This is a genomic window from Saccharothrix variisporea, from assembly GCF_003634995.1.
Lineage (GTDB): Bacteria > Actinomycetota > Actinomycetes > Mycobacteriales > Pseudonocardiaceae > Actinosynnema > Actinosynnema variisporeum.
In genome coordinates, this window is the sequence record NZ_RBXR01000001.1 from 8,114,389 (window position 1) to 8,132,058 (window position 17,670).

The following is a 17,670-nucleotide window of genomic DNA, read 5'->3' on the forward strand; positions in this document are numbered from 1 at the left end:
AGGTCGAGGTTCGAGGGAGATGACGGACATGGCAACGACGGCACCGGCGCGGCGAGCCGGGTTGGGGTGGGCGATCCTCGCCAGCTCCCTCCCGATGTTCGTGGTGGCGCTGAACAACCTGGTGGTCACCAACGCGCTGCCGCAGATCGAAGAGGACTTCGGCGCGGACCAGACGACGTTGCAGTGGGTGATCAACGCCTACGTGCTGGCGTTCGCGGGCATGCTGCTCACCGGCGCCGCCCTGGGCGACCGGTACGGGCGCAAGCTGATGTTCCTGGTGGGCATCGGCGTGTTCAGCCTCGGGTCGGTGGCGTGCGCCCTGGCGAACTCCAGTGAGGCGCTGATCGCGGCCCGGGTCGTGCAGGGCGTCGGCGCGGCGGCGATCCTGCCGCTGTCGCTGACCATCCTCGCGGCGGCGGTGTCGGAGAAGATGCGCAGCGCGGCCATCGGCATCTGGTCGGGCATCAACGGTCTGGGCGTCGCGCTCGGCCCGCTGGTGGGTGGCGCGGTCACCGAGGGCTTGGACTGGAAGTGGATCTTCTGGGTGAACCTGCCGGTCGGTGTCGTGACGGTGCCGCTGGTGCTGTGGGCGATCGCCGAGACGCGTGGCGCGGACCGGGGCCTGGACATCCCGGGTGTGGTGCTGGTGACGGGTCTGATCACGTCGCTGGTGTGGGGCATCGTGCGGGCCGGCGACGACGGCTGGACGTCCACGCCGATCCTGACCGCGTTCGGCATCGCTTTCGTGCTGCTGATCGCGTTCGTGCTGTGGGAGCGCAAGGCGACGAGCCCGTTGCTGCCGCTGCGGTTCTACCGGATCCCGAACTTCGTGCTGAGCAACGTCGTGTCGCTGGCGATGTACTTCGGTGTCTTCGGGTCGATCTTCTTCCTGGCCCAGTACCTCCAGGGGCCGCTGGGCTTCTCGCCGTTGGAGGCCGGCGTGCGGACCCTGCCGTGGACCGCGATGCCGATGGTCGTGGCCCCGTTGGCGGGTCTGATCACCGACAAGGTCGGCGGCGGGCGGCTGATGGCGCTGGGGTTGGCGTTGCAGGGTGTCGGTCTCGGGTGGATCGCTTCGATCGCCACGACCACGACGCCGTACGGGGACATGGTGCCCGCGATGGTGATCGCCGGTATCGGCATGGGCCTGGTGTTCGCGCCGACCACCGCCGTGGTGTTGGGGTCCGTGCAGCCGCACGAGCACGGCAAGGCGTCCGGGGCGAACAACACCGTGCGCGAGATCGGTGGGGCGCTGGGCATCGCCGTGCTGACGACCGTGTTCACCGACTACTTCAACGAGGTCGAGATCCGGAAGCCGGCCGATGCCGCCGAGGCGTTCGTGCACGGCATGGTGCCCGCGATCTGGGTGGGTGTCGTGTTCGTGGGTGTGGGCGCTCTGGCCGGCCTGTTCATCCGCAAGCGCGTTGCTGCGGCGGTGTCTTCGTCGGCGAAGTTGGTCGAGGTGTGACATGACGGTGTCGACCGGTCCAACCGAGGTCCAGTGGGCGCGCTGCCCGAACTGCCGGACGTTCGTGTACCTGCGACGACTGCGGCGCCACCACCAGGTGTGCCCGGACTGCTCGCACCACCTGCGACTCGCCCTGTCCGAACGGCTCGACCTGCTGCTCGACCCGGGCTCGCTGGACCGGATCGACACCACTCTCGCCCCCGTGGACGTGTTGTCCTTCCACGACCGTTCCCCCTACCCGGAACGACTGGCCGCGGCCCAGTCACGGACCGGCCGCAACGAGGCCGTGGTGTGCGGGAGGGCCACGATCGGCGGTCACCCGGTCGTGGTGGCGGCGCTGGACTTCGAGTTCATGGGCGGCAGCATCGGTGGTGTGACCGGCGAACTGGTGTCCCGCGCGGCCCGCTTGTCCCTGTCGTCGCGGTCGCCGTTGCTGATCGTGTCGGCCTCGGGCGGGGCGCGCATGCAGGAGGGCGCGATCTCGCTGATGCAGCTGGCCAAGACCAGCCAGGAGATCGGACGGCTGCGCGAGGCCGGGGTGCTGGTGGTGAACCTCAACACCGACCCGACGTACGGCGGGGCGACGGCGTCGTTCTCGGTGCTGGGGGACGTGGTGCTGGCCGAGCCGGGTGCGCGCATCGGGTTCGCCGGGCCGGCGGTGATCAAGCAGACCATCAGGCAGGAGCTGCCGCCGACGTTCCAGACGGCGGAGTTCCTGCGGGACAACGGGATGCTGGACCTGGTGGTCCCTCGCGAGTCCACCCGAGCCACCCTGACCCGCTTGCTCGCGCTGACTGCGCCCGCCACCCCGACCACCGCCGGCTCGGCCGGCGGGCACCCGACTGACGGCTCGGCCGACGATGGTTCGGTGCGCGGTTCGGTTGGCGATCGGTCGGCGGGCGGCTCGTTCGGCGGCGGTCCGGCTGTCGGTGGCTCGGCTGTCGGTGGCTCGGCGAACGGCGACCTGACAGGCGGCGACTCGACTGGCGGTGGCTCGATCGCTGCGATCGGTGTCGGGGCGCGGCCTCCGGCCCCCGGTTCCATTGTCCCACAGGGGTACGACAATCCGGCCGCGCCGCCCCCGGGGGTCATTCTCCCAGACGGGACCGACAGTCCGAGTGCGGCGCCCCTGGGGGAGATTCTTCCAGAGGGGGCCGACACCGCGACCGTCACGGATCCGGGAGAGCTTGAGGCTCGGCCGGCGGCGGAGGTGGTGCGGTTGGCGCGGAACGTCGAGCGGCCCACCTCGCTCGACCTCGCGGCTCGGGTGTTCGAGGACTTCCTGGAGTTGCACGGCGACCGGCTCTCCGCGGACGACCCCGCCGTGGTGGGCGGGTTCGCGAGGCTCGGTGGGCGGCCCGTCGTGTTCGTGGGGCACCAGAAGGGGCATCGGACCGACGAGCTGGTCCGGCGCAACTTCGGGATGCCCCAGCCCGCCGGGTACCACAAGGCGCGGCGGTTGATGGGGCTGGCCGAGCGGTTGCGGATGCCGTTCGTCGCGTTGGTGGACACGCCCGGTGCGTTTCCCGGGATCGAGGCCGAGCAGCGCGGGCAGGGCAACGCCATCGCCGAGTGCATCCTGACCATGTCCCGGATGACCGTGCCGACCATCGCCGTCGTCACCGGGGAAGGGGGCAGCGGGGGCGCGTTGGCGTTCGCCGTGGGCAACCGGGTGCTCATGCTGGAGAACGCCTACTTCTCCGTCATCAGCCCCGAAGGCGCGTCCACCATCCTGTTCGGCGACGCGGCCGAGGCCGGACGTGCCGCCGAAGCCCTGCGCCTGACCGCACCGGAACTGCTGCGCCTGGGCGTCGTGGACGGCGTCGTGCCCGAACCACCCGGCGGCGCGCACACCGACCTGGACGCCACCGCGGGCGCCCTGCGCCGGGCACTGCTGCACAGCCTCGCGGAACTGTCCGAAGTGGACGACCTGTGCACCCACCGCTACGAGCGGTTCAGCGAGTTCGGCCACCCCGACCGCCAACGCCGCCTGTAGCGCCAGACTCCGAGAAAGGCCGCCGATGAGCACCGACACCGTCCTGTCCTACGACACCTCCCCGCAGGACCCGTTCGGCCGCGCCCTGTCCCTGGCCGAACTGCGCGTCGAGGCCGAACAGCTCATCCTCGCCATGGGCCGCCCGGTCCGCCGCGTCCTCCTGCGCGCCGGCCGCAACGAGGTCGAGGTCGACTGGGAGACCGGCCCCGCGTTACCCGGCCCCACTCCCACCACCGCCATCGCTCCCGCCGCCGCAACGCCTGGAGTGTCAGGGGTCCGTGGGACGATGGAGACGGGGGCCGGAGGCCACACCCCGGCAGCCCTCAACGGCACCCCGGCAGCCCTCAACGGCACGGCGGCAGCCCCCGCCGGCACGGCCGCGTTCGCCGTCCGATCGCCCCTGGTCGGCACGTTCTACGCCGCCCCCAACCCCGGCGCGGCACCGTTCGTGCAGGTCGGGGACGTGGTCCGGGCCGGGGACCAGGTCGCCATCGTCGAAGCGATGAAGCTGCTCAACCCCATCACCGCCGACCGCTCCGGCAAGGTCACCGCGATCCACGTCGCCGACGGCGAGATGGTCGAGTTCGACCAGGTCCTCGTGGAACTGGAGCCGGTCGACTGATGTTCGGCAAAGTCCTCATCGCCAACCGGGGCGAGATCGCGGTCCGGGTCATCCGCACCTGCCGGGAGCTCGGCATCCCCACCGTCGCGGTGTACTCGTCGGCCGACGCGCACGCGTTGCACGTCGCGTTGGCCGACGAGGCCGTGCACATCGGCCCCGCCCAGGCGAAGCTGAGCTACCTCAACATCCCCAACATCATCGGCGCCGCCCTCAAGACCGGCGCGGACGCCGTCCACCCCGGCTACGGGTTCCTGTCCGAGGACCCCTACTTCGCCGAGATCTGCGCCGACCACGGCCTGACCTTCGTCGGCCCGCCACCGGACGTGATGGAAGCCCTCGGCGACAAGTCCACCGCCCGCCAACTCATGAGCAAGGCCGGCCTGCCGCTCCTCCCCGGCACGGTCACCCCGCTGTCCTCCGTCGACGAAGCCCTGAGCACCGCCGACGAGATCGGCTACCCGGTCGTGCTCAAGGCCTCCGCGGGCGGCGGCGGGCGGGGCATCACGGTCGTGCGCCGCAAGGAAGACCTGCCGCACGCCTACCGCACCACCCGCGCCGACGCCCAAGCGCTGTTCTCCGACCCCTCCGTCTACCTGGAGAAGTACCTGGAGCGCGCTCGGCACATCGAGGTGCAGGTGCTGTGCGACGCCCACGGCAACGCCGTCCACCTCGGTGAACGCGACTGCTCGGTCCAGCGCCGCAACCAGAAGCTGATCGAGGAGTCACCCTCCACCGCCGTGGACCCCGACCTGCGCGCCCGCATCGGCGCGGCGGCCGTCGAAGGCGTCAAGTCCGTCGGCTACCGGGGCGCGGGCACGATGGAGTTCCTGCTCGACGAGGACGGCCGGTTCTGGTTCATGGAGTGCAACGCCCGCATCCAGGTCGAACACCCGGTCACCGAGATGGTCACCGGCATCGACCTGGTCGCCGAACAGCTCCGCGTCGCCGCCGGTCACCCCCTGTCGTTCGACCAAGCCGCCGTGGAGCTGCGCGGGCACGCCGTGGAGTGCCGGATCAACGCCGAGGACCCCGCCCGCAACTTCGCGCCCACCCCGGGCCGGCTGGACGACCTCCTGCCACCCGGCGGCCCCGGCGTCCGCGTGGACTCGCACTGCGTGCCCGGCGGCGCGATCCCACCGCACTACGACTCGCTGATCGCCAAGCTCGTCGTGTGGGCGGAGGACCGACCCGCCGCCCTGGCCCGGATGCGGCGCGCGCTCGCCGAGTACCGGATCGCGGGGCCGGGCCTGAGCACCACCGTCGAGTTCCACCGGTGGGTCCTCGACCACCCGGAATTCCGTCGCGGCGGCGTCACGACGGACTTCCTGGCCCGCGTCCGCGAGTGGTAGCCGGGTTACCGCCGGAAGTACGAGGAGGTAAGGACGGGTATCGTGTAAGGTACGACCGCACTACCGATGGTAGGGAATGGGAACATGGGGGTTCCGGCTATTTCCCGCCTCGACTCGGAGGGCGGCTCGGCCGAGATGGACAGCATTCAGGACCCGGCGGACGAGGAATTCCTGGAACGCTTGCGCGACTTCCTCGGCACCCCGCCGGACGGGTTCGACGACCTGACCTGGACGGCCGTCCGGGACCAGGTGCGCAGGTCACCGCAGCCGCGCGACGACGAGCGGGCGGGCGGGGACTCGGCGGGCTGAACGCGGGGACGCCATGCCCGGGGAGGCCGTGCCCGGGGACGCCAAAACCGCAACGGTGTCGTTCCGCTGCGGTAGGGGGTCGGCAATCCACAGCACCGGGAATTGCCGCCGTCGACTCAGTTCTCCGCGAGCAGCTCGCGCAGCCGGTTCAGTATTCGCCGCCGGGTGGGTCCGATCGAACCGCGCGCGATACCGAGCGCGCTGCTGATCTGGTCGTAGCTGGGCGCCGGGTCCTGCAACAGCATTGCCAGCAGGGCCTGGTGCTCGTCGGGCAGCTGGCGGACCGCGGTGCCCACGCGGCTGCGCTCCACGTCGGCCAGCAGGACGTCCTCGGGGGTGTCGCCGTCGTCCACGTCGGGTGTGATCGGGTCGGCCACGGGTACCTGCTTGGTGGACCGCATGAGGTGCCGCAGCGCCTCCCGGCGGGCGGCGGTGACGATCCACGCGCTGACCCGGTCGGGCTCGCGCAACGACCCGATGTGCTCGACCACGCGCAGCCACGTCAGCTGCCCGACGTCCTCGCAGTCCGCAGGCGACAGGCCGAAGCTGCGCGCCACCGTCCACACGAGGGGGTTGAACATCCGGATCAGTTCCTGCCACGCGAGCGGGTCCCCCGCGCGGGCACAGGTCACCAGGCACGCCGCGTCGGTCTTCGCGGTCGGGTGCAGCAGGACTGGGCAGGAGCCGGTGTGTGGCTCCTGCCCTAAGTCGTGCGGAGTCGCTGTGCTGGACAAGACCACCTCCACCACCTGGAGATTGCTGGCGAAACCCTAGCAGGATCCGTGTTGCACAAGCTACAGACGTTCCTTCTTGTTACAGTGTGTTGCAGTACGGCGTCCCGAACCGCAGACGCGACAATGATTCGCGTTGGATGGGTCGAGTGGAGCCGGGAGGGGTGAGCATGGTCGGCAGCAACGCGGCGACCGGTCGGGTGCCGTGGCGGGAACGGGTCCGCCTCACCGTGACCAAGGACATCGTGCTCGCGGCGCGGCGGCGGGTCGCCGTGGACGGCATCGAGGGCCTGACCATCCGGGCGGTGTCGCGGGACCTGGGGATGAGCAGCCCGGCCATGTACCGGTACTTCCGCAGCCTCGAAGACCTCACCGACGCCATCGTGCTCGACGTGCTGGACGAGATGACCGGCATGCTCGACGCCGTGGTCGACCAGTCCGCCGGCGAGGAAACCGCCCGACGGATCGTGCTGGCCAGCCGAGCCCTGCGACGCTGGGCCCTGGACCACGCCTTCGAGTTCCAACTGACCATGGTCACCCCACCCACAGCCGAAGCCGCCAAACCCCGCCTGTCCGACGCCCGCTACCGCTTCGGCAAGGTCTTCGCGGGCTTGTTCGCGAGGTTCCTCGGCGAACGCGGCGAGCCCCTGCCCGAAGATTCTGCCGCACTCCTCCCGGAGACGATCTCGGAGTTCCGCCGGCGCATGGAGCTGCCGGTGCCGGACTCCACCATCGCCTTGTTCCTGCGCTGCTGGGTGCGGCTGTACGGGGTGATCTGCATGGAGGTCATGGGCCAACTGCAGTTCCTGGGCGACCGCGCGGGGGAGCTGTTCGAGGCCGAACTACGCTCCCTGGCCGACCTCCTCGGCATGCCCGAACACGCCCTCGCCCGCTAACCACGCTCCGGTGCCCGGTGCCCGGTGCCCGGTGCCCGGGGCCCGCACCCGAGCTCCCGGGGCCACGCCCCCGGTCGGCCGCGCTTCGGTGCCCGCGCCCCCGGTCGGCCGCGCTTCGGGCCCGCGCGCCCGGTTGGCCGCGCTTCGGGCCCGCGCGCCCGGTTGGCCGCGCTTCGGGCCCGCGCGCCCGGTTGGCCGCGCTTCGGGCCCGCGCGCCCGGTTGGCCGCGCTTCGGGCCCGCGCGCCCGGTTGGCCGCGCTTCGGGCCCGCGCGCCCGGTTGGCCGCGCTTCGGGCCCGCGCGCCCGGTTGGCCGCGCTTCGGGCCCGCGCGCCCGGTTGGCCGCGCTTCGGGCCCGCGCGCCCGGTTGGCCGCGCTTCGGGCCCGCGCGCCCGGTTGGCCGCGCTTCGGGCCCGCGCGCCCGGTTGGCCGCGTTTCGGTGCCCGCGCGCCTCGCTGGCCGCGCCTCGCTGACCGCTCTGCCGGTGAGCGCGCACCAGGGGCTTGTTTCCGCCAGGGGCTTGTTTCGGGGGCTCCGTCGTGCCGAACCTCGCGCCCGGTCCCGCCGTGCTGGCCTTGTCGCCCCTGGACCTTCGCACGCCGGGGCCTTCGCACGCCGGGGCCTTTGAGCGCCTGAGCCTTTGCGCGCCCTGGCCTTGGTCGCGCCGGATGCGCCTCGGTCTCGCTGCGCTGGGTCTCGTGCGGGCGGTGGCGCTTCGGGGGCTTGCCGGGCCGGGACCTTGCGTCCGGCGGCGCTGTTCCGGGGGCCTCGCTGTCCTGGGTCCTTCCGGCCCTGAACGTTCCGCGTCCGAGCTCCCCGCCCCGGGACTGTCCGCTCTGGACCTCCCCGCCCCGTCCGCCGTTCCTAATCACGGTATCGCGCGAGATCGTGAAAAGTTGCGAATCGTGCATGTCACACGATCGGGTGCACGTGTCATGCGGCCCAGGGCAACGGGAATCCTGCGCGTTCAGATCGTGATGGCGCTGTCGCCGTCCAGGCGTTGGGCGTGGTCGTCGTCGAACCAGTGGCCGTCTGCGCCCAGGTAGCGGAAGCGGTGGGTGCCTGGGGGCAGGATCACTGTTACGGACCTCGTGCCGTCGCGGCGGGGGACCAGTTCGTGGATGCCTGGGGTCCAGTTGTTGAACGAGCCCACGACGCTGACCGGGCCGTCGGGGGCGTCTGCGGGCAGTGAGAAGGTCACTCGGCGTTTTGGTCCGAACAAGCGCGTGCTGCGGAGCATCGTCCTCCCTCGCGGTCGATCTTGGCGAGCCTGGCGGCACTCTAGCGTTCCGGTGCTACGTCTGTGTTTCAAGTGGACGGTCACGCGGTCGAGTGGCGCACGATCGGGTGGAAGTGGGCCACGATGGGTGAAATGGGGGCGATGGCCGGAGGTGGAGGGCGAGAGGTGGGTCACTAAGGTGCACGTGCTGCAAAGTTGCAGAGTGTGCATCTTTTTCGTACGCTGTTCGAGTGAAGGGTGAGCCGGGGCTGCGGGACCGCAAGAAGCGGCTCACCCGTGCCGCGTTGTGCCGGGCTGCCGTCACGCTCGCCGCTGAGCGTGGGCTGGACCAGGTGACGGTCGAGGACATCAGTGCTGCCGCCGACGTCTCGCCGCGCACGTTCTTCAACTACTTCTCCAGCAAGGAAGAAGCCGTCGTTGGGCCGGACCCCGAGGCCGGCCTACGGCTGCGTGACCGGGTGGTCGGGGCGCCGGCGGGGGTCAGTGCGGTGGGTGCGGTCAAGGGTGCGTTGGTTGCCGAGGTGGTCGAGAACCTTGCCGACGACCGTGAGTTGTGGATGTTGCGCATGAAGGTCGTGCAGCAGCACCCCGTCCTGCTCGCGCGGGCGTTCGCGGGTGGTGAGGACGTGGAGCGGCGGCTCGCCGAAGGGGTTGCGGCTCGGGTCGGGCAGGTCCCGGACGAGGTCTTCCCGCTGTTGCTGGCCGCTGCGGCCGGAGCCGCGTTCCGGGTGGCGATCACGCGCTGGTCCACAGTGGACGATCCGCTGGAGTCGCTGCTCGGGGAGGCCCTGGACCTGCTTGCCGCCGGTCTGGCCGACCCGCCCAGGTCGTAGACGGCACGTCCAAGTCGTAGACGACCCGCCCAGGTCGTGGGCAAAGAAGAACTGAGGGGGAAAGAGTGTCCGCAGAGGCGGCCGAACACTCGGCCGAGCAGCACGAGAAGGCTGCGAAGCGCAAGGACGTGGTGCAGGCCATGTCGGGGCTGATGCTCGGCATGTTCATGGCCATCCTGGCGTCCACCATCGTGTCCAACGCGCTGCCGCGCATCATCGCCGACCTGCACGGGTCGCAGTCGGTCTACACGTGGGTGGTCACCACCGAACTGCTGGCCATGACCGCGACCGTCCCCCTGTGGGGCAAGCTCGCCGACCTCTACAGCCGCAAGCTGTTGATCCAGCTGTCCCTCGGCATGTTCGTGGTCGGCTCGCTCATCGCGGGCTTCTCGCCCAACGTCGAGGTGCTCATCGCCAGCCGCGTCGTGCAGGGTCTGGGCGCGGGCGGTATGACGGCGCTCGCCACGATCGTGATGGCCGCCATGATCCCGCCGCGTGACATGGGCAAGTACGCGGGTCTGTTCGGCGCGGTCTTCGGTGTGGGTACGGTCGCGGGGCCGCTGATCGGCGGTGTCATGGTCGACACGTCGTGGTTGGGCTGGCGCTGGTGCTTCTTCATCGGCGTGCCGTTCACGCTGGCGTCGATCTTCCTGCTCCAGCGCACCCTGCACCTGCCCGTGGTCCGGCAGGAGGTCGAGATCGACTGGTTGGGCGCGGCGCTGATCGTGTCGGGTGTGTCGACGCTGCTGGTGTGGACGACGTTGGCGGGCAACCGGTTCGAGTGGGTGTCGGGCTGGTCGGCGCTCATGGTCGTCGGCGGTCTGGTGCTGCTGGCGCTGGCCGTGTGGGTGGAGTCGCGGGCGGCGGACCCGATCGTGCCGTTGTCGATCTTCGCCGGCCGGACGGTGTCGCTGACCACGCTGGCCAGCGCGCTGGTCGGTGTCGCGATGTTCGGCGGCACGGTGTTCCTGTCGCAGTACTTCCAGATCGGCCTGGGCAAGACGCCCACGCAAGCCGGCCTGATGAGCCTGCCGCTGATCTTCGGCCTGCTGGTCTCCTCGACGGTGGCCGGTGGTCTGATCACCAAGTGGGGACACTGGAAGGTGTTCCTGGTGGCCGGTGGCGTGGTGATGGTCGGCGGCATGCTGCTGCTGGCCACCATCGACGCGCAGACCTCCGTGCTCACCGTGTCCGTGCACATGGCCGTGCTGGGCGTCGGCGTCGGCATGCTGATGCAGAACCTCGTGCTCGTGGCCCAGAACGACGTGCCCGCGAAGGACCTGGGCGCGACCACGTCCACGCTCACGTTCTTCCGGTCGCTGGGCGGCGCCATCGGCGTCAGCGTGCTGGGCGCGGTGCTGGCGAACAAGGTGACCAGCTTGTCGGCGGAGAAGTTCGGTCCGCCGGCCGGCGGCACCAACGAGGTGCCGGACCTGTCGAAGCTGCCGCGCGAGGCGTTGGCGGTCGTCCAGGACATCTACGCGACGGCCACGGCGGAGCTGTTCCTGATCGGCGCGCCGATCGCGGCCCTGGCGCTGGTGGCGGTGCTGTTCATCAAGGAGAAGCCGCTCAAGACCCAGAGCGGCGACGAGCGCCTGGCGGCGGAACTGGCCGGCACCCACTAGCTCGCGCACCCCGGTTGACCAGCGGTCTAAGTTATCCCGCATGACTCGACCGCCTGGACTGCGGGAACGCAAGAAGCTCGCGACCCGTACCGCGCTGGCCGACGCCGCGCTCCGGCTGTGCCTGGAGCGCGGCGTCGACGGCGTGACGGTCGAGCAGGTGGCGCACGAGGCGGGGGTGTCCCTGCGCACGTTCTTCAACTACTTCTCCTCGAAGGAGGAGGCGGTCGTCGCGGGCGACGTGGCCACGGCGGAAGCCTTCGTCCGCGCGTTCGGCGAGCGCCCTGCGGACGAGCCGGTGCTGGAGGCCCTGCGCCGGGCACTGGTGGACATCCTGCCCGAGCACGTCGACCGGGCGAAGCTGGAGCAGTTGAGGCTGCTGCGCCGGACCCCCACCCTCCTGCCGGCACAGCTCGCCGCTTTCCACGCGCAGGAACGGGCGCTGGCGGGCGTGGTGGGGGAGCGGGTGGGGCTGGACCCAGGGGTGGACCTCTACCCGATGATGTTCGCCGCGACCGTGATGGCGTCGGTGCGGGTGGTGGTCACGCAGTGGCTGGACACCGGCGACCAGCGCCCGTTGGCCGACCTGGTGAACGCCATGGTCGACCAACTGGACGCCGGCTTCCGCCGCTGACCCGCCCCGATCAGTCCCAGGCGACCGGGAGGCTGTGCACGCCGTAGACCAGCATGTCGCTGCGCAGCGGGACCTCCGAAGCCGGCAGGTCCAGGCGCAAGCCCGGCAGCCGGCGCAGCAGCTCGGTGAACCCGACGGCCATCTCCACCCGCGCCAACTGCTGCCCCAGGCACTGGTGGATGCCGTGCCCGAACGCCAGGTGGGACACCCGGCCGCGGGCCACGTCCAGCTGGTCCCGGTCGCCGTAGACCCGTGGGTCGCGGTTGGCCACCGGCACGTTGATGATCACCGTTTCGTCGGCCGGGATGCGGACGCCGGCGATCTCGACCTCCTCCAGCGTGGTGCGCACGGGCCCCAGGTGGACGATCGACAGGTAGCGCAGCAGCTCCTCCACCGCCCCGTCGATGAGGGACGGGTCGTCGCGGAGTTTGGCGAGCTCCTCCGGGTGTTCCAGCAACGCGAACGTGCCCAGGGCGAGCATGTTCGCCGTGGTCTCGTGGCCGGCGATCAACAGCAGCAGGGAGATCCCCACCAGCTCGTCGTCGGTCAGGTCCGGTGCGGAGGTGATCAAGCCCGACAGGAGGTCGTCGGTGGGCTCGGCGCGCTTGGACCGGATGAGGCCGCGCATGAAGGCGCGCAGTTCGTCCGCGGCCTTCACCACGTCCTCGGCCGGGGCGTTGAGGCGCAGGAGGGTGCCGGACCGTTCCTGGAACTGGGCCCGGTCCTCGTAGGCGACGCCGAGGAGTTCGCAGATCACCAGAGAAGGCACCGGGAGGGCGAAGGCCTGCACCAGGTCGGCGCGGTTGCCGGACGCGAGCATGGCGTCCAGGTGCTCGGTGACGATCTCCTGGATGCGCGGGGTCAGTTGGCGCATCCGGCGGACGGTGAACTGGCCGGTCAGGAGCTTGCGGTACCGGGTGTGCTCCGGGGCGTCCATGGTGATGAAGTTGCCCGCGCGGACGGCCGGGTCGGTCATGCGCTGCCGCAGCGTCTCGGGGAGTTTGCGCAGGACTCGTTCGCTGCGGAAGCGGTCCGAGCTGAACCTCGGGTCCGCCAGCACCGCGCGGGCCTCCTCGTGGCCCGTGATCAGCCAGGCGGTGTCGCCGTCGCCCATGGTCACCTGGTGGACGGGGCCCTCAGCGCCCATCCGGGTCAGGCGGGTCGACGGGTCGAACGGGCAACCCGGGGTGCGCTCGGTGTACTCCGGCGGCAGCCGCAGGGCCAGGCGGTCCTGGCTGGGTCCCCGGGAAACGGTGGGGCTGGTCATCCGCGCGTCCTGTTCCCGACCCGGTCCGTGAGCGGGTCGTTGCTCAGGGTGTTGGTACTCCACGGTACCGACGAAGCTGCACGGCGTGCACGTTTTTTACGACAGGGCCTCGTCGACCCACTCGGCGAGCGGGCGGTCGGGGTGCTCGAGCCAGTGCGCGGTGGCGGCCCGGATGGTGGCCAGGAAGGTGGCGGCCAGGACCCGCGAACGCAGGGGGTCGGCGCCGCGGCGGGCCGCCTCCGCGGCCAGTTTCTGCTCGACGGCCGAGTACGCGGCCACCTGGTGGGGGAGCAGGGTCGGGTGGAGGCGCAGGAGGCGGCGCTGGGCGACCCAGGTCGGGTCCAACGAGTCGGCCAGGAGCGTCGCGGCGGCGGCGCGGAAGGCGGTCTCCGGCGGTTCGGCGAGCGGGCGGGCGTGGATGGTGTCCACGAGTGCGCGCAGGCGCAGGCGGTCGCCGTGGAAGATCGCGTCTTCCTTGCCCGAGAAGTAGTTGGAGAACGTCCGGCGGGAGACGTCGGCGGCGTCGGCGATGGCCTCGACGGTGACGCGGTCCGGGCCGAGTTCCAGGGCCAGCCGCAGGGCGGCCTCGTGCAGGGCGAGTCGGGTCGCCGCCTTCTTGCGCTCGCGCAGCTCCATCGAGACCTACGTTACTGCGCACTGGGAAAACTTGCACACTGGGCAAACCTGATAGATGCTTGTAGTAAGCAAGCATTCGGGAGGTCAGTGTGGACCCCAACGGTGAACTGGTCGACCGGCTCCGCGACCTGATGAAGGTCGTGCGCCGGCTCAAGCAGGAGAGCACGGCTCACTACCTGTCCGTGCCGACCGGGCTGGTCGCCACCTTGACGCTGATCGACCGGTCCGCCGGGTGCCACGCCAAGGAACTGGCGCTGCGCACCGGCCTGGACCAGTCGACCGTCAGCCGCGCGGTGGGCACGCTCGTCGCGCACGGGCTGGTGGAGCGCCGCGCGGACCCCGCGGACGGGCGGGCCAGCGTGCTCGCCGTCACCGACGCAGGGCACGCCGTGCTGGACCAGGCCCGCGGGTGGTACGACGACCTGCTCTCCCGGGCGCTCGCCCACTGGGAACCGACCGAGGTGGACGCGCTCAACGCGGCCCTGGGCCGGCTCACCGCCGATGTCGAAGCCACGTTGGAGGCAAGCCGATGACGAGCACCCCGGAGCGGACGGCACAGGAGTCCGCGGCTCCCGTGCCGATGAGCCACCGCCAGATCATGGAGGCGCTCAGCGGGCTGCTGCTCGTGCTGTTCGTGGCCATGCTCAGCGGCACGGTGGTGTCCACCGCGCTGCCCCAGATCATCGGCGCGCTGGACGGGTCGCAGACCCAGTACACGTGGGTGGTCACCGCGACCCTGCTCGCCGCCACCGCCAGCACCCCGATCTGGGGCAAGCTCGCCGACCTGTTCGACAAGAAGACGATCGTGCAGGTCGCGATCGTCGTGTTCGCGGTGGGTTCGATCGTCAGCGGGTTCGCGCAGTCGGCGGAGCAGTTGATCGCCGCGCGGGCGTTCCAGGGCATCGGCGTCGGCGGGTTGCAGGCGTTGGTGCAGGTGGTGATCGCGGCGATGATCCCGCCCCGCGAACGCGGCCGGTACAACGGCTACCTGGGCGCGGTGATGGCCGTGGCGACGGTTGGCGGCCCGCTGCTGGGCGGTCTGATCGTGGACACCTCCTGGCTGGGCTGGCGCTGGTGCTTCTTCATCGGCGTGCCGGTGGCGTTGATCGCGCTGGTGGTCTTGCAGGCGACGCTGAAGGTGCCCTCCGTGCGGCGCGAGGACGTCAAGATCGACTACTTGGGCGCGGGGCTGATCGCGGCCGGCGTGTCGCTGCTGCTCGTGTGGATCACGTTCGTGGACGACTCGTTCGCCTGGATCTCGTGGCAGAGCGGCGCGATGGTCGGCGGGTCGCTGGCGCTGCTGGCGCTGGCGGTGTTCGTGGAGTCGCGGGCGGCGGAACCGGTGGTGCCGCTGGGGATCGTCACGCGGCGGACGACCGCGCTGGCGATCCTGGCCAGCGTCGCGGTGGGCATGGCGATGTTCGGCGGCGCGGTGTTCCTGGGCCAGTACTTCCAGATCGGGCGCGGCTACACGCCCACCGAGGCCGGGTTGCTGACCATCCCGATGATGGCCGGCGTGCTGGGCGCGTCGGTGATCAGCGGGCGGCTGATCACCCGCAGCGGGCGGGTCAAGCCCTACATCGTGGCCGGCGCGACCGTGCTGGTGGCCGGGTTCGCGCTGCTGGGCCTGGTGGACCACGAGACGTCGCTGGTGTTCGTCGGCGGCGGGATGCTGCTGGTGGGCGTCGGGGTCGGCATGAGCATGCAGAACCTCGTGCTCGCGGTGCAGAACACCGTGCCGCTGCGGGACATCGGCGCGGCCAGCGCGACCATCGCGTTCTTCCGGTCGCTGGGCGGCACGATCGGCGTGTCCGTGCTGGGCGCGGTGCTGGCGCGGGACGTGACCGACCGGATCACCAGCGGGCTCCACAAGGCCGGCATCCCGGCGTCCGGGACCGGGGGCGGGAGCCTGAACCTCAACGCGCTGCCGGAGTCGGTGCAGCACATCGTGCGCGCGGCCTACGGCGACTCGACCGGGCACATCTTCACCATCTCGGCGTGCATCGCGGTGGTGGGCGTGGTGGCGGCGCTGCTGCTCAAGCCGATCGTGCTGCGCTCCAGCCTGGACCTCGACCGGAAGTAGACCCGACCGGGTTGGACCTCGTAGCGGGCGTTGGGCGAGGATGGCCGCGAATGGCCGCCGAGACCCGATTGGGCGCACCGTGACGAAGGTCGGACTGGGCACGATCGCCCGCGAGTGGGGACGGATCGGGTGCATCGGGTTCGGTGGGCCGCCCGCGCACATCTCGCTGCTGCGCGACCTGTGCGTGACGCGGCGCAAGTGGCTGGACGAAGCCGAGTTCGAGCACGGCATCGCCGCCACCAACCTGCTGCCCGGACCCGCGTCCACCCAGCTCGCGATCCTGTGCGCGTGGCGGCTGCGCGGCACGGCGGGCGCGCTGGTGGGCGGGTTCTGCTTCATCGTCCCCGGCCTGGTCGTGATCCTCGCGCTGGCCGCGTTGTTCCTGGCCGCCGACCCGCCCGCGTGGGTGACGGGCGCGGCGGCGGGCGCGGGTGCGGCGGTGCCGGCGGTGGCGCTGCACGCGGCGTGGGGCCTGGTCCCGGGCAGCTGGAAGCGGGTCACCGAGCGGGCCGGGCGGCTGCGGTGGGTCGCCTACCTGGTCGCCGGGGCGGTCGCGGCGGCGGTGACCGGGCCGTGGCTGGTGCTGGTACTGCTGGTCGCCGGGCTGGTCGAGGTGTCGGTGCACGCGCCGTCCGGGCGGCGGTCGTGGCCGGTGGTGCTCGCGCTGCCGGCGACCGGCGGGGGACTGCTCGGCGTGGCGTGGGTGGCGACCAAGGTCGGCGCGCTGTCCTACGGCGGCGGGTTCGTGATCATCCCGCTGATGCAGCGCGACGCCGTGCACACCTACGGCTGGATGACCGACGCGCAGTTCCTCAACGCCGTGGCGCTGGGCCAGATCACGCCGGGACCGGTCGTGCAGACCGTCGCCGTGGTCGGGTACGCCGCCGCCGGGCTGGTCGGCGGGCTGCTCGCGAGCGTGGTGGCGTTCGCGCCGTCGTTCCTGTTCGTGATCTTCGGCGGGCCGAAGCTGGAACGCCTGCGGGACAACCGGAAGGCCCAGGCGTTCCTCACCGGCGCGGGCGCGGCGGCGATCGGCGCGATCGGCGGGTCCACGCTGCCGCTGGCCCTGTCGCTGCACGAGCCGTGGCAGTTCGCGGTGCTCGGCGGCGCGGTGCTGTGGCTGCTGGTGCTGCGGCGCGGGGTCGTGTCGGCGCTGCTGGTGGCCGGGGTCGCGGGGGCGTTGATCAGCCTGCTGTGACCGAGCCGTGGTAGAAGTACTGGCCCAGGCCCACGGTGAACATCAGCAGCCCGTACAGGGCGTGCTCCACCGAGACCACCAGCAGTGACCGGGTCTGGCGGTATCGGGTGGCGAAGATCCAGCCGCCCGCCGCGGACAGCACGACGGCGACCCAGTTGCCGAACGCGATGTGCGCGAACCCGAAGGCCAGCGCGCTGGCCGCCGCCGTCCCCGTCGGGCCGAACGCCGGTTCGTAGCGGTGGAACAGGAACGCGCGGAACAGCAGTTCCTGCGGGTAGACGCTGAGCAGCGGGTAGAGCACCACGATCAGCGCCCACAGCAGCGGTTGTTCGCGCGGCAGCACCAGCAGCAGGTCCGGCGTGAGGACGGCGACCGCCGCCGCGCAGCCCGCCGCGGTGAGCGTCCAGAGGGTCAGCATGGGCCGCCACTGGTCCTCCAGCGCCTCGGCACGCCAGAACGAGCGCCGGTCGAACCCGGTGCGCAGCAGGTGCCACACCGCCGCCGCGCCCAGCACCAGCAGGACGGGGATCGGGCTCGTGCCGCGCCACAGCAGGGTGTACGCGACCACCAGGCCGAAGAACACGACCACGAACTCGGTGCGCAGGTACCAGCGGGATGCGGGTTGCAGCCGTACCGGAACGGTCACGAACCGAACGCTACCCAGCGATGGGTGGCCCGCGGGTTAAAGGGACGTGTCGGACGCGTTGTGCGGCTGTTGTGCGCCCGTGTGGGGTGTGTTCCGCGCGGATCGGAGCGGAAGGTGCATGTGCACCGTTAGCATCGCCCCA

17 protein-coding genes are annotated in these 17,670 nt (G+C 71.2%); 12 read left to right on the forward strand and 5 right to left on the reverse strand.

The annotated features are described in order from the left end of the window. Nucleotides 1-28: 28 nt before the first annotated feature. The 5 genes from DFJ66_RS37115 to DFJ66_RS37135 all read left to right on the forward strand — a co-directional run bounded on the left by DFJ66_RS37115 (nt 29) and on the right by DFJ66_RS37135 (nt 5,744). Nucleotides 29-1,468: an MFS transporter gene (locus tag DFJ66_RS37115; RefSeq protein ID WP_121232299.1), complete on the forward strand. Its 1,440-nt coding sequence runs from the start codon at nt 29-31 to the stop codon at nt 1,466-1,468. Between the two features lies 1 nt (nt 1,469). Further along, nucleotides 1,470-3,464, forward strand: coding sequence for an acetyl-CoA carboxylase carboxyl transferase subunit alpha (gene accA, locus DFJ66_RS45345; RefSeq protein ID WP_170199895.1), 1,995 nt, complete (start codon nt 1,470-1,472; stop codon nt 3,462-3,464). Nucleotides 3,465-3,489: 25 nt separating this feature from the next. After that, the gene (locus DFJ66_RS37125; RefSeq protein ID WP_246030064.1) at nt 3,490-4,086 is read left to right on the forward strand and encodes an acetyl-CoA carboxylase biotin carboxyl carrier protein; all 597 of its coding nucleotides are present in this window, start codon (nt 3,490-3,492) and stop codon (nt 4,084-4,086) included. Next, nucleotides 4,086-5,435 (forward strand): acetyl-CoA carboxylase biotin carboxylase subunit, encoded by a 1,350-nt coding sequence (gene accC / locus DFJ66_RS37130; RefSeq protein ID WP_121228495.1) that lies wholly within the window; start codon nt 4,086-4,088, stop codon nt 5,433-5,435. The genes DFJ66_RS37125 and accC overlap by 1 nt, the downstream gene beginning before the upstream one ends. An 84-nt stretch (nt 5,436-5,519) precedes the next feature. After that, complete coding sequence (locus tag DFJ66_RS37135) at nt 5,520-5,744, forward strand: hypothetical protein (protein WP_147459457.1); 225 nt, start codon at nt 5,520-5,522, stop codon at nt 5,742-5,744. 116 nt (nt 5,745-5,860) lie between these two features. On the opposite strand, the gene DFJ66_RS37140 is transcribed toward DFJ66_RS37135, so the two are convergent. Further along, nucleotides 5,861-6,478 carry an RNA polymerase sigma factor gene (locus DFJ66_RS37140; protein WP_147459458.1) on the reverse strand — a complete coding sequence of 206 codons (618 nt, stop codon included), beginning with the start codon at nt 6,476-6,478 and terminating at the stop codon, nt 5,861-5,863. A gap of 167 nt (nt 6,479-6,645) precedes the next feature. Between DFJ66_RS37140 and DFJ66_RS37145 the strand changes: the two genes are divergently transcribed. Next, complete coding sequence (locus DFJ66_RS37145) at nt 6,646-7,371, forward strand: TetR/AcrR family transcriptional regulator (protein ID WP_170199897.1); 726 nt, start codon at nt 6,646-6,648, stop codon at nt 7,369-7,371. 965 nt (nt 7,372-8,336) lie between these two features. On the opposite strand, the gene DFJ66_RS37150 is transcribed toward DFJ66_RS37145, so the two are convergent. After that, nucleotides 8,337-8,609, reverse strand: coding sequence for an isoamylase early set domain-containing protein (locus DFJ66_RS37150; RefSeq protein WP_121228503.1), 273 nt, complete (start codon nt 8,607-8,609; stop codon nt 8,337-8,339). Between the two features lie 230 nt (nt 8,610-8,839). Between DFJ66_RS37150 and DFJ66_RS37155 the strand changes: the two genes are divergently transcribed. From DFJ66_RS37155 to DFJ66_RS37165, 3 genes are all read left to right on the forward strand, one after another. Beyond that, entirely contained in the window at nt 8,840-9,442 is a 603-nt protein-coding gene (locus DFJ66_RS37155) for a TetR/AcrR family transcriptional regulator (protein WP_121228505.1), read from the forward strand. A 140-nt stretch (nt 9,443-9,582) separates the two neighbouring features. Then, a complete protein-coding gene (locus DFJ66_RS37160) occupies nt 9,583-11,067 on the forward strand; it encodes an MDR family MFS transporter (protein ID WP_121232306.1) in 1,485 nt (494 codons plus the stop codon). Between the two features lie 40 nt (nt 11,068-11,107). After that, the gene (locus DFJ66_RS37165) at nt 11,108-11,698 is read left to right on the forward strand and encodes a TetR/AcrR family transcriptional regulator (protein ID WP_121228507.1); all 591 of its coding nucleotides are present in this window, start codon (nt 11,108-11,110) and stop codon (nt 11,696-11,698) included. A 10-nt stretch (nt 11,699-11,708) separates the two neighbouring features. Here the strand turns inward: DFJ66_RS37165 and DFJ66_RS37170 are convergent, their stop codons facing one another. Both DFJ66_RS37170 and DFJ66_RS37175 read right to left on the reverse strand, forming a co-directional pair. Continuing rightward, on the reverse strand, nt 11,709-12,965 hold the full coding sequence (locus DFJ66_RS37170; protein WP_121228509.1) for a cytochrome P450: 1,257 nt from the start codon (nt 12,963-12,965) through the stop codon (nt 11,709-11,711). Between the two features lie 96 nt (nt 12,966-13,061). Next, entirely contained in the window at nt 13,062-13,601 is a 540-nt protein-coding gene (locus DFJ66_RS37175; RefSeq protein ID WP_121228511.1) for a TetR/AcrR family transcriptional regulator, read from the reverse strand. An 89-nt stretch (nt 13,602-13,690) separates the two neighbouring features. Between DFJ66_RS37175 and DFJ66_RS37180 the strand changes: the two genes are divergently transcribed. The 3 genes from DFJ66_RS37180 to chrA all read left to right on the forward strand — a co-directional run bounded on the left by DFJ66_RS37180 (nt 13,691) and on the right by chrA (nt 16,882). After that, nucleotides 13,691-14,134: a MarR family winged helix-turn-helix transcriptional regulator gene (locus DFJ66_RS37180; RefSeq protein WP_246030065.1), complete on the forward strand. Its 444-nt coding sequence runs from the start codon at nt 13,691-13,693 to the stop codon at nt 14,132-14,134. After that, the gene (locus tag DFJ66_RS37185; protein WP_121228513.1) at nt 14,131-15,684 is read left to right on the forward strand and encodes an MDR family MFS transporter; all 1,554 of its coding nucleotides are present in this window, start codon (nt 14,131-14,133) and stop codon (nt 15,682-15,684) included. Before DFJ66_RS37180 ends, DFJ66_RS37185 begins: the two co-directional genes overlap by 4 nt. A gap of 79 nt (nt 15,685-15,763) precedes the next feature. Further along, nucleotides 15,764-16,882, forward strand: coding sequence for a chromate efflux transporter (gene chrA, locus DFJ66_RS37190; protein WP_246030066.1), 1,119 nt, complete (start codon nt 15,764-15,766; stop codon nt 16,880-16,882). Here chrA and DFJ66_RS37195 read toward each other — a convergent pair. Further along, nucleotides 16,869-17,528, reverse strand: a complete 660-nt coding sequence (locus DFJ66_RS37195; protein WP_211351439.1) for a CPBP family intramembrane glutamic endopeptidase — start codon at nt 17,526-17,528, stop codon at nt 16,869-16,871. The genes chrA and DFJ66_RS37195 overlap by 14 nt on opposite strands. Nucleotides 17,529-17,670: the final 142 nt, after the last annotated feature.

What these genes read in the sequence shown, in the direction of transcription:
- DFJ66_RS37115 (WP_121232299.1), top strand. Translation starts at nt 29, where the DNA reads ATGGCAACGACGGCACCGGCGCGGCGAGCCGGGTTGGGGTGGGCGATC.
- accA (WP_170199895.1), top strand. Translation starts at nt 1,470, where the DNA reads ATGACGGTGTCGACCGGTCCAACCGAGGTCCAGTGGGCGCGCTGCCCG.
- DFJ66_RS37125 (WP_246030064.1), top strand. Translation starts at nt 3,490, where the DNA reads ATGAGCACCGACACCGTCCTGTCCTACGACACCTCCCCGCAGGACCCG.
- accC (WP_121228495.1), top strand. Translation starts at nt 4,086, where the DNA reads ATGTTCGGCAAAGTCCTCATCGCCAACCGGGGCGAGATCGCGGTCCGG.
- DFJ66_RS37135 (WP_147459457.1), top strand. Translation starts at nt 5,520, where the DNA reads ATGGGGGTTCCGGCTATTTCCCGCCTCGACTCGGAGGGCGGCTCGGCC.
- DFJ66_RS37145 (WP_170199897.1), top strand. Translation starts at nt 6,646, where the DNA reads ATGGTCGGCAGCAACGCGGCGACCGGTCGGGTGCCGTGGCGGGAACGG.
- DFJ66_RS37150 (WP_121228503.1), bottom strand. Translation starts at nt 8,609, where the DNA reads ATGCTCCGCAGCACGCGCTTGTTCGGACCAAAACGCCGAGTGACCTTC.
- DFJ66_RS37160 (WP_121232306.1), top strand. Translation starts at nt 9,583, where the DNA reads ATGTCGGGGCTGATGCTCGGCATGTTCATGGCCATCCTGGCGTCCACC.
- DFJ66_RS37165 (WP_121228507.1), top strand. Translation starts at nt 11,108, where the DNA reads ATGACTCGACCGCCTGGACTGCGGGAACGCAAGAAGCTCGCGACCCGT.
- DFJ66_RS37170 (WP_121228509.1), bottom strand. Translation starts at nt 12,965, where the DNA reads ATGACCAGCCCCACCGTTTCCCGGGGACCCAGCCAGGACCGCCTGGCC.
- DFJ66_RS37175 (WP_121228511.1), bottom strand. Translation starts at nt 13,601, where the DNA reads ATGGAGCTGCGCGAGCGCAAGAAGGCGGCGACCCGACTCGCCCTGCAC.
- DFJ66_RS37185 (WP_121228513.1), top strand. Translation starts at nt 14,131, where the DNA reads ATGACGAGCACCCCGGAGCGGACGGCACAGGAGTCCGCGGCTCCCGTG.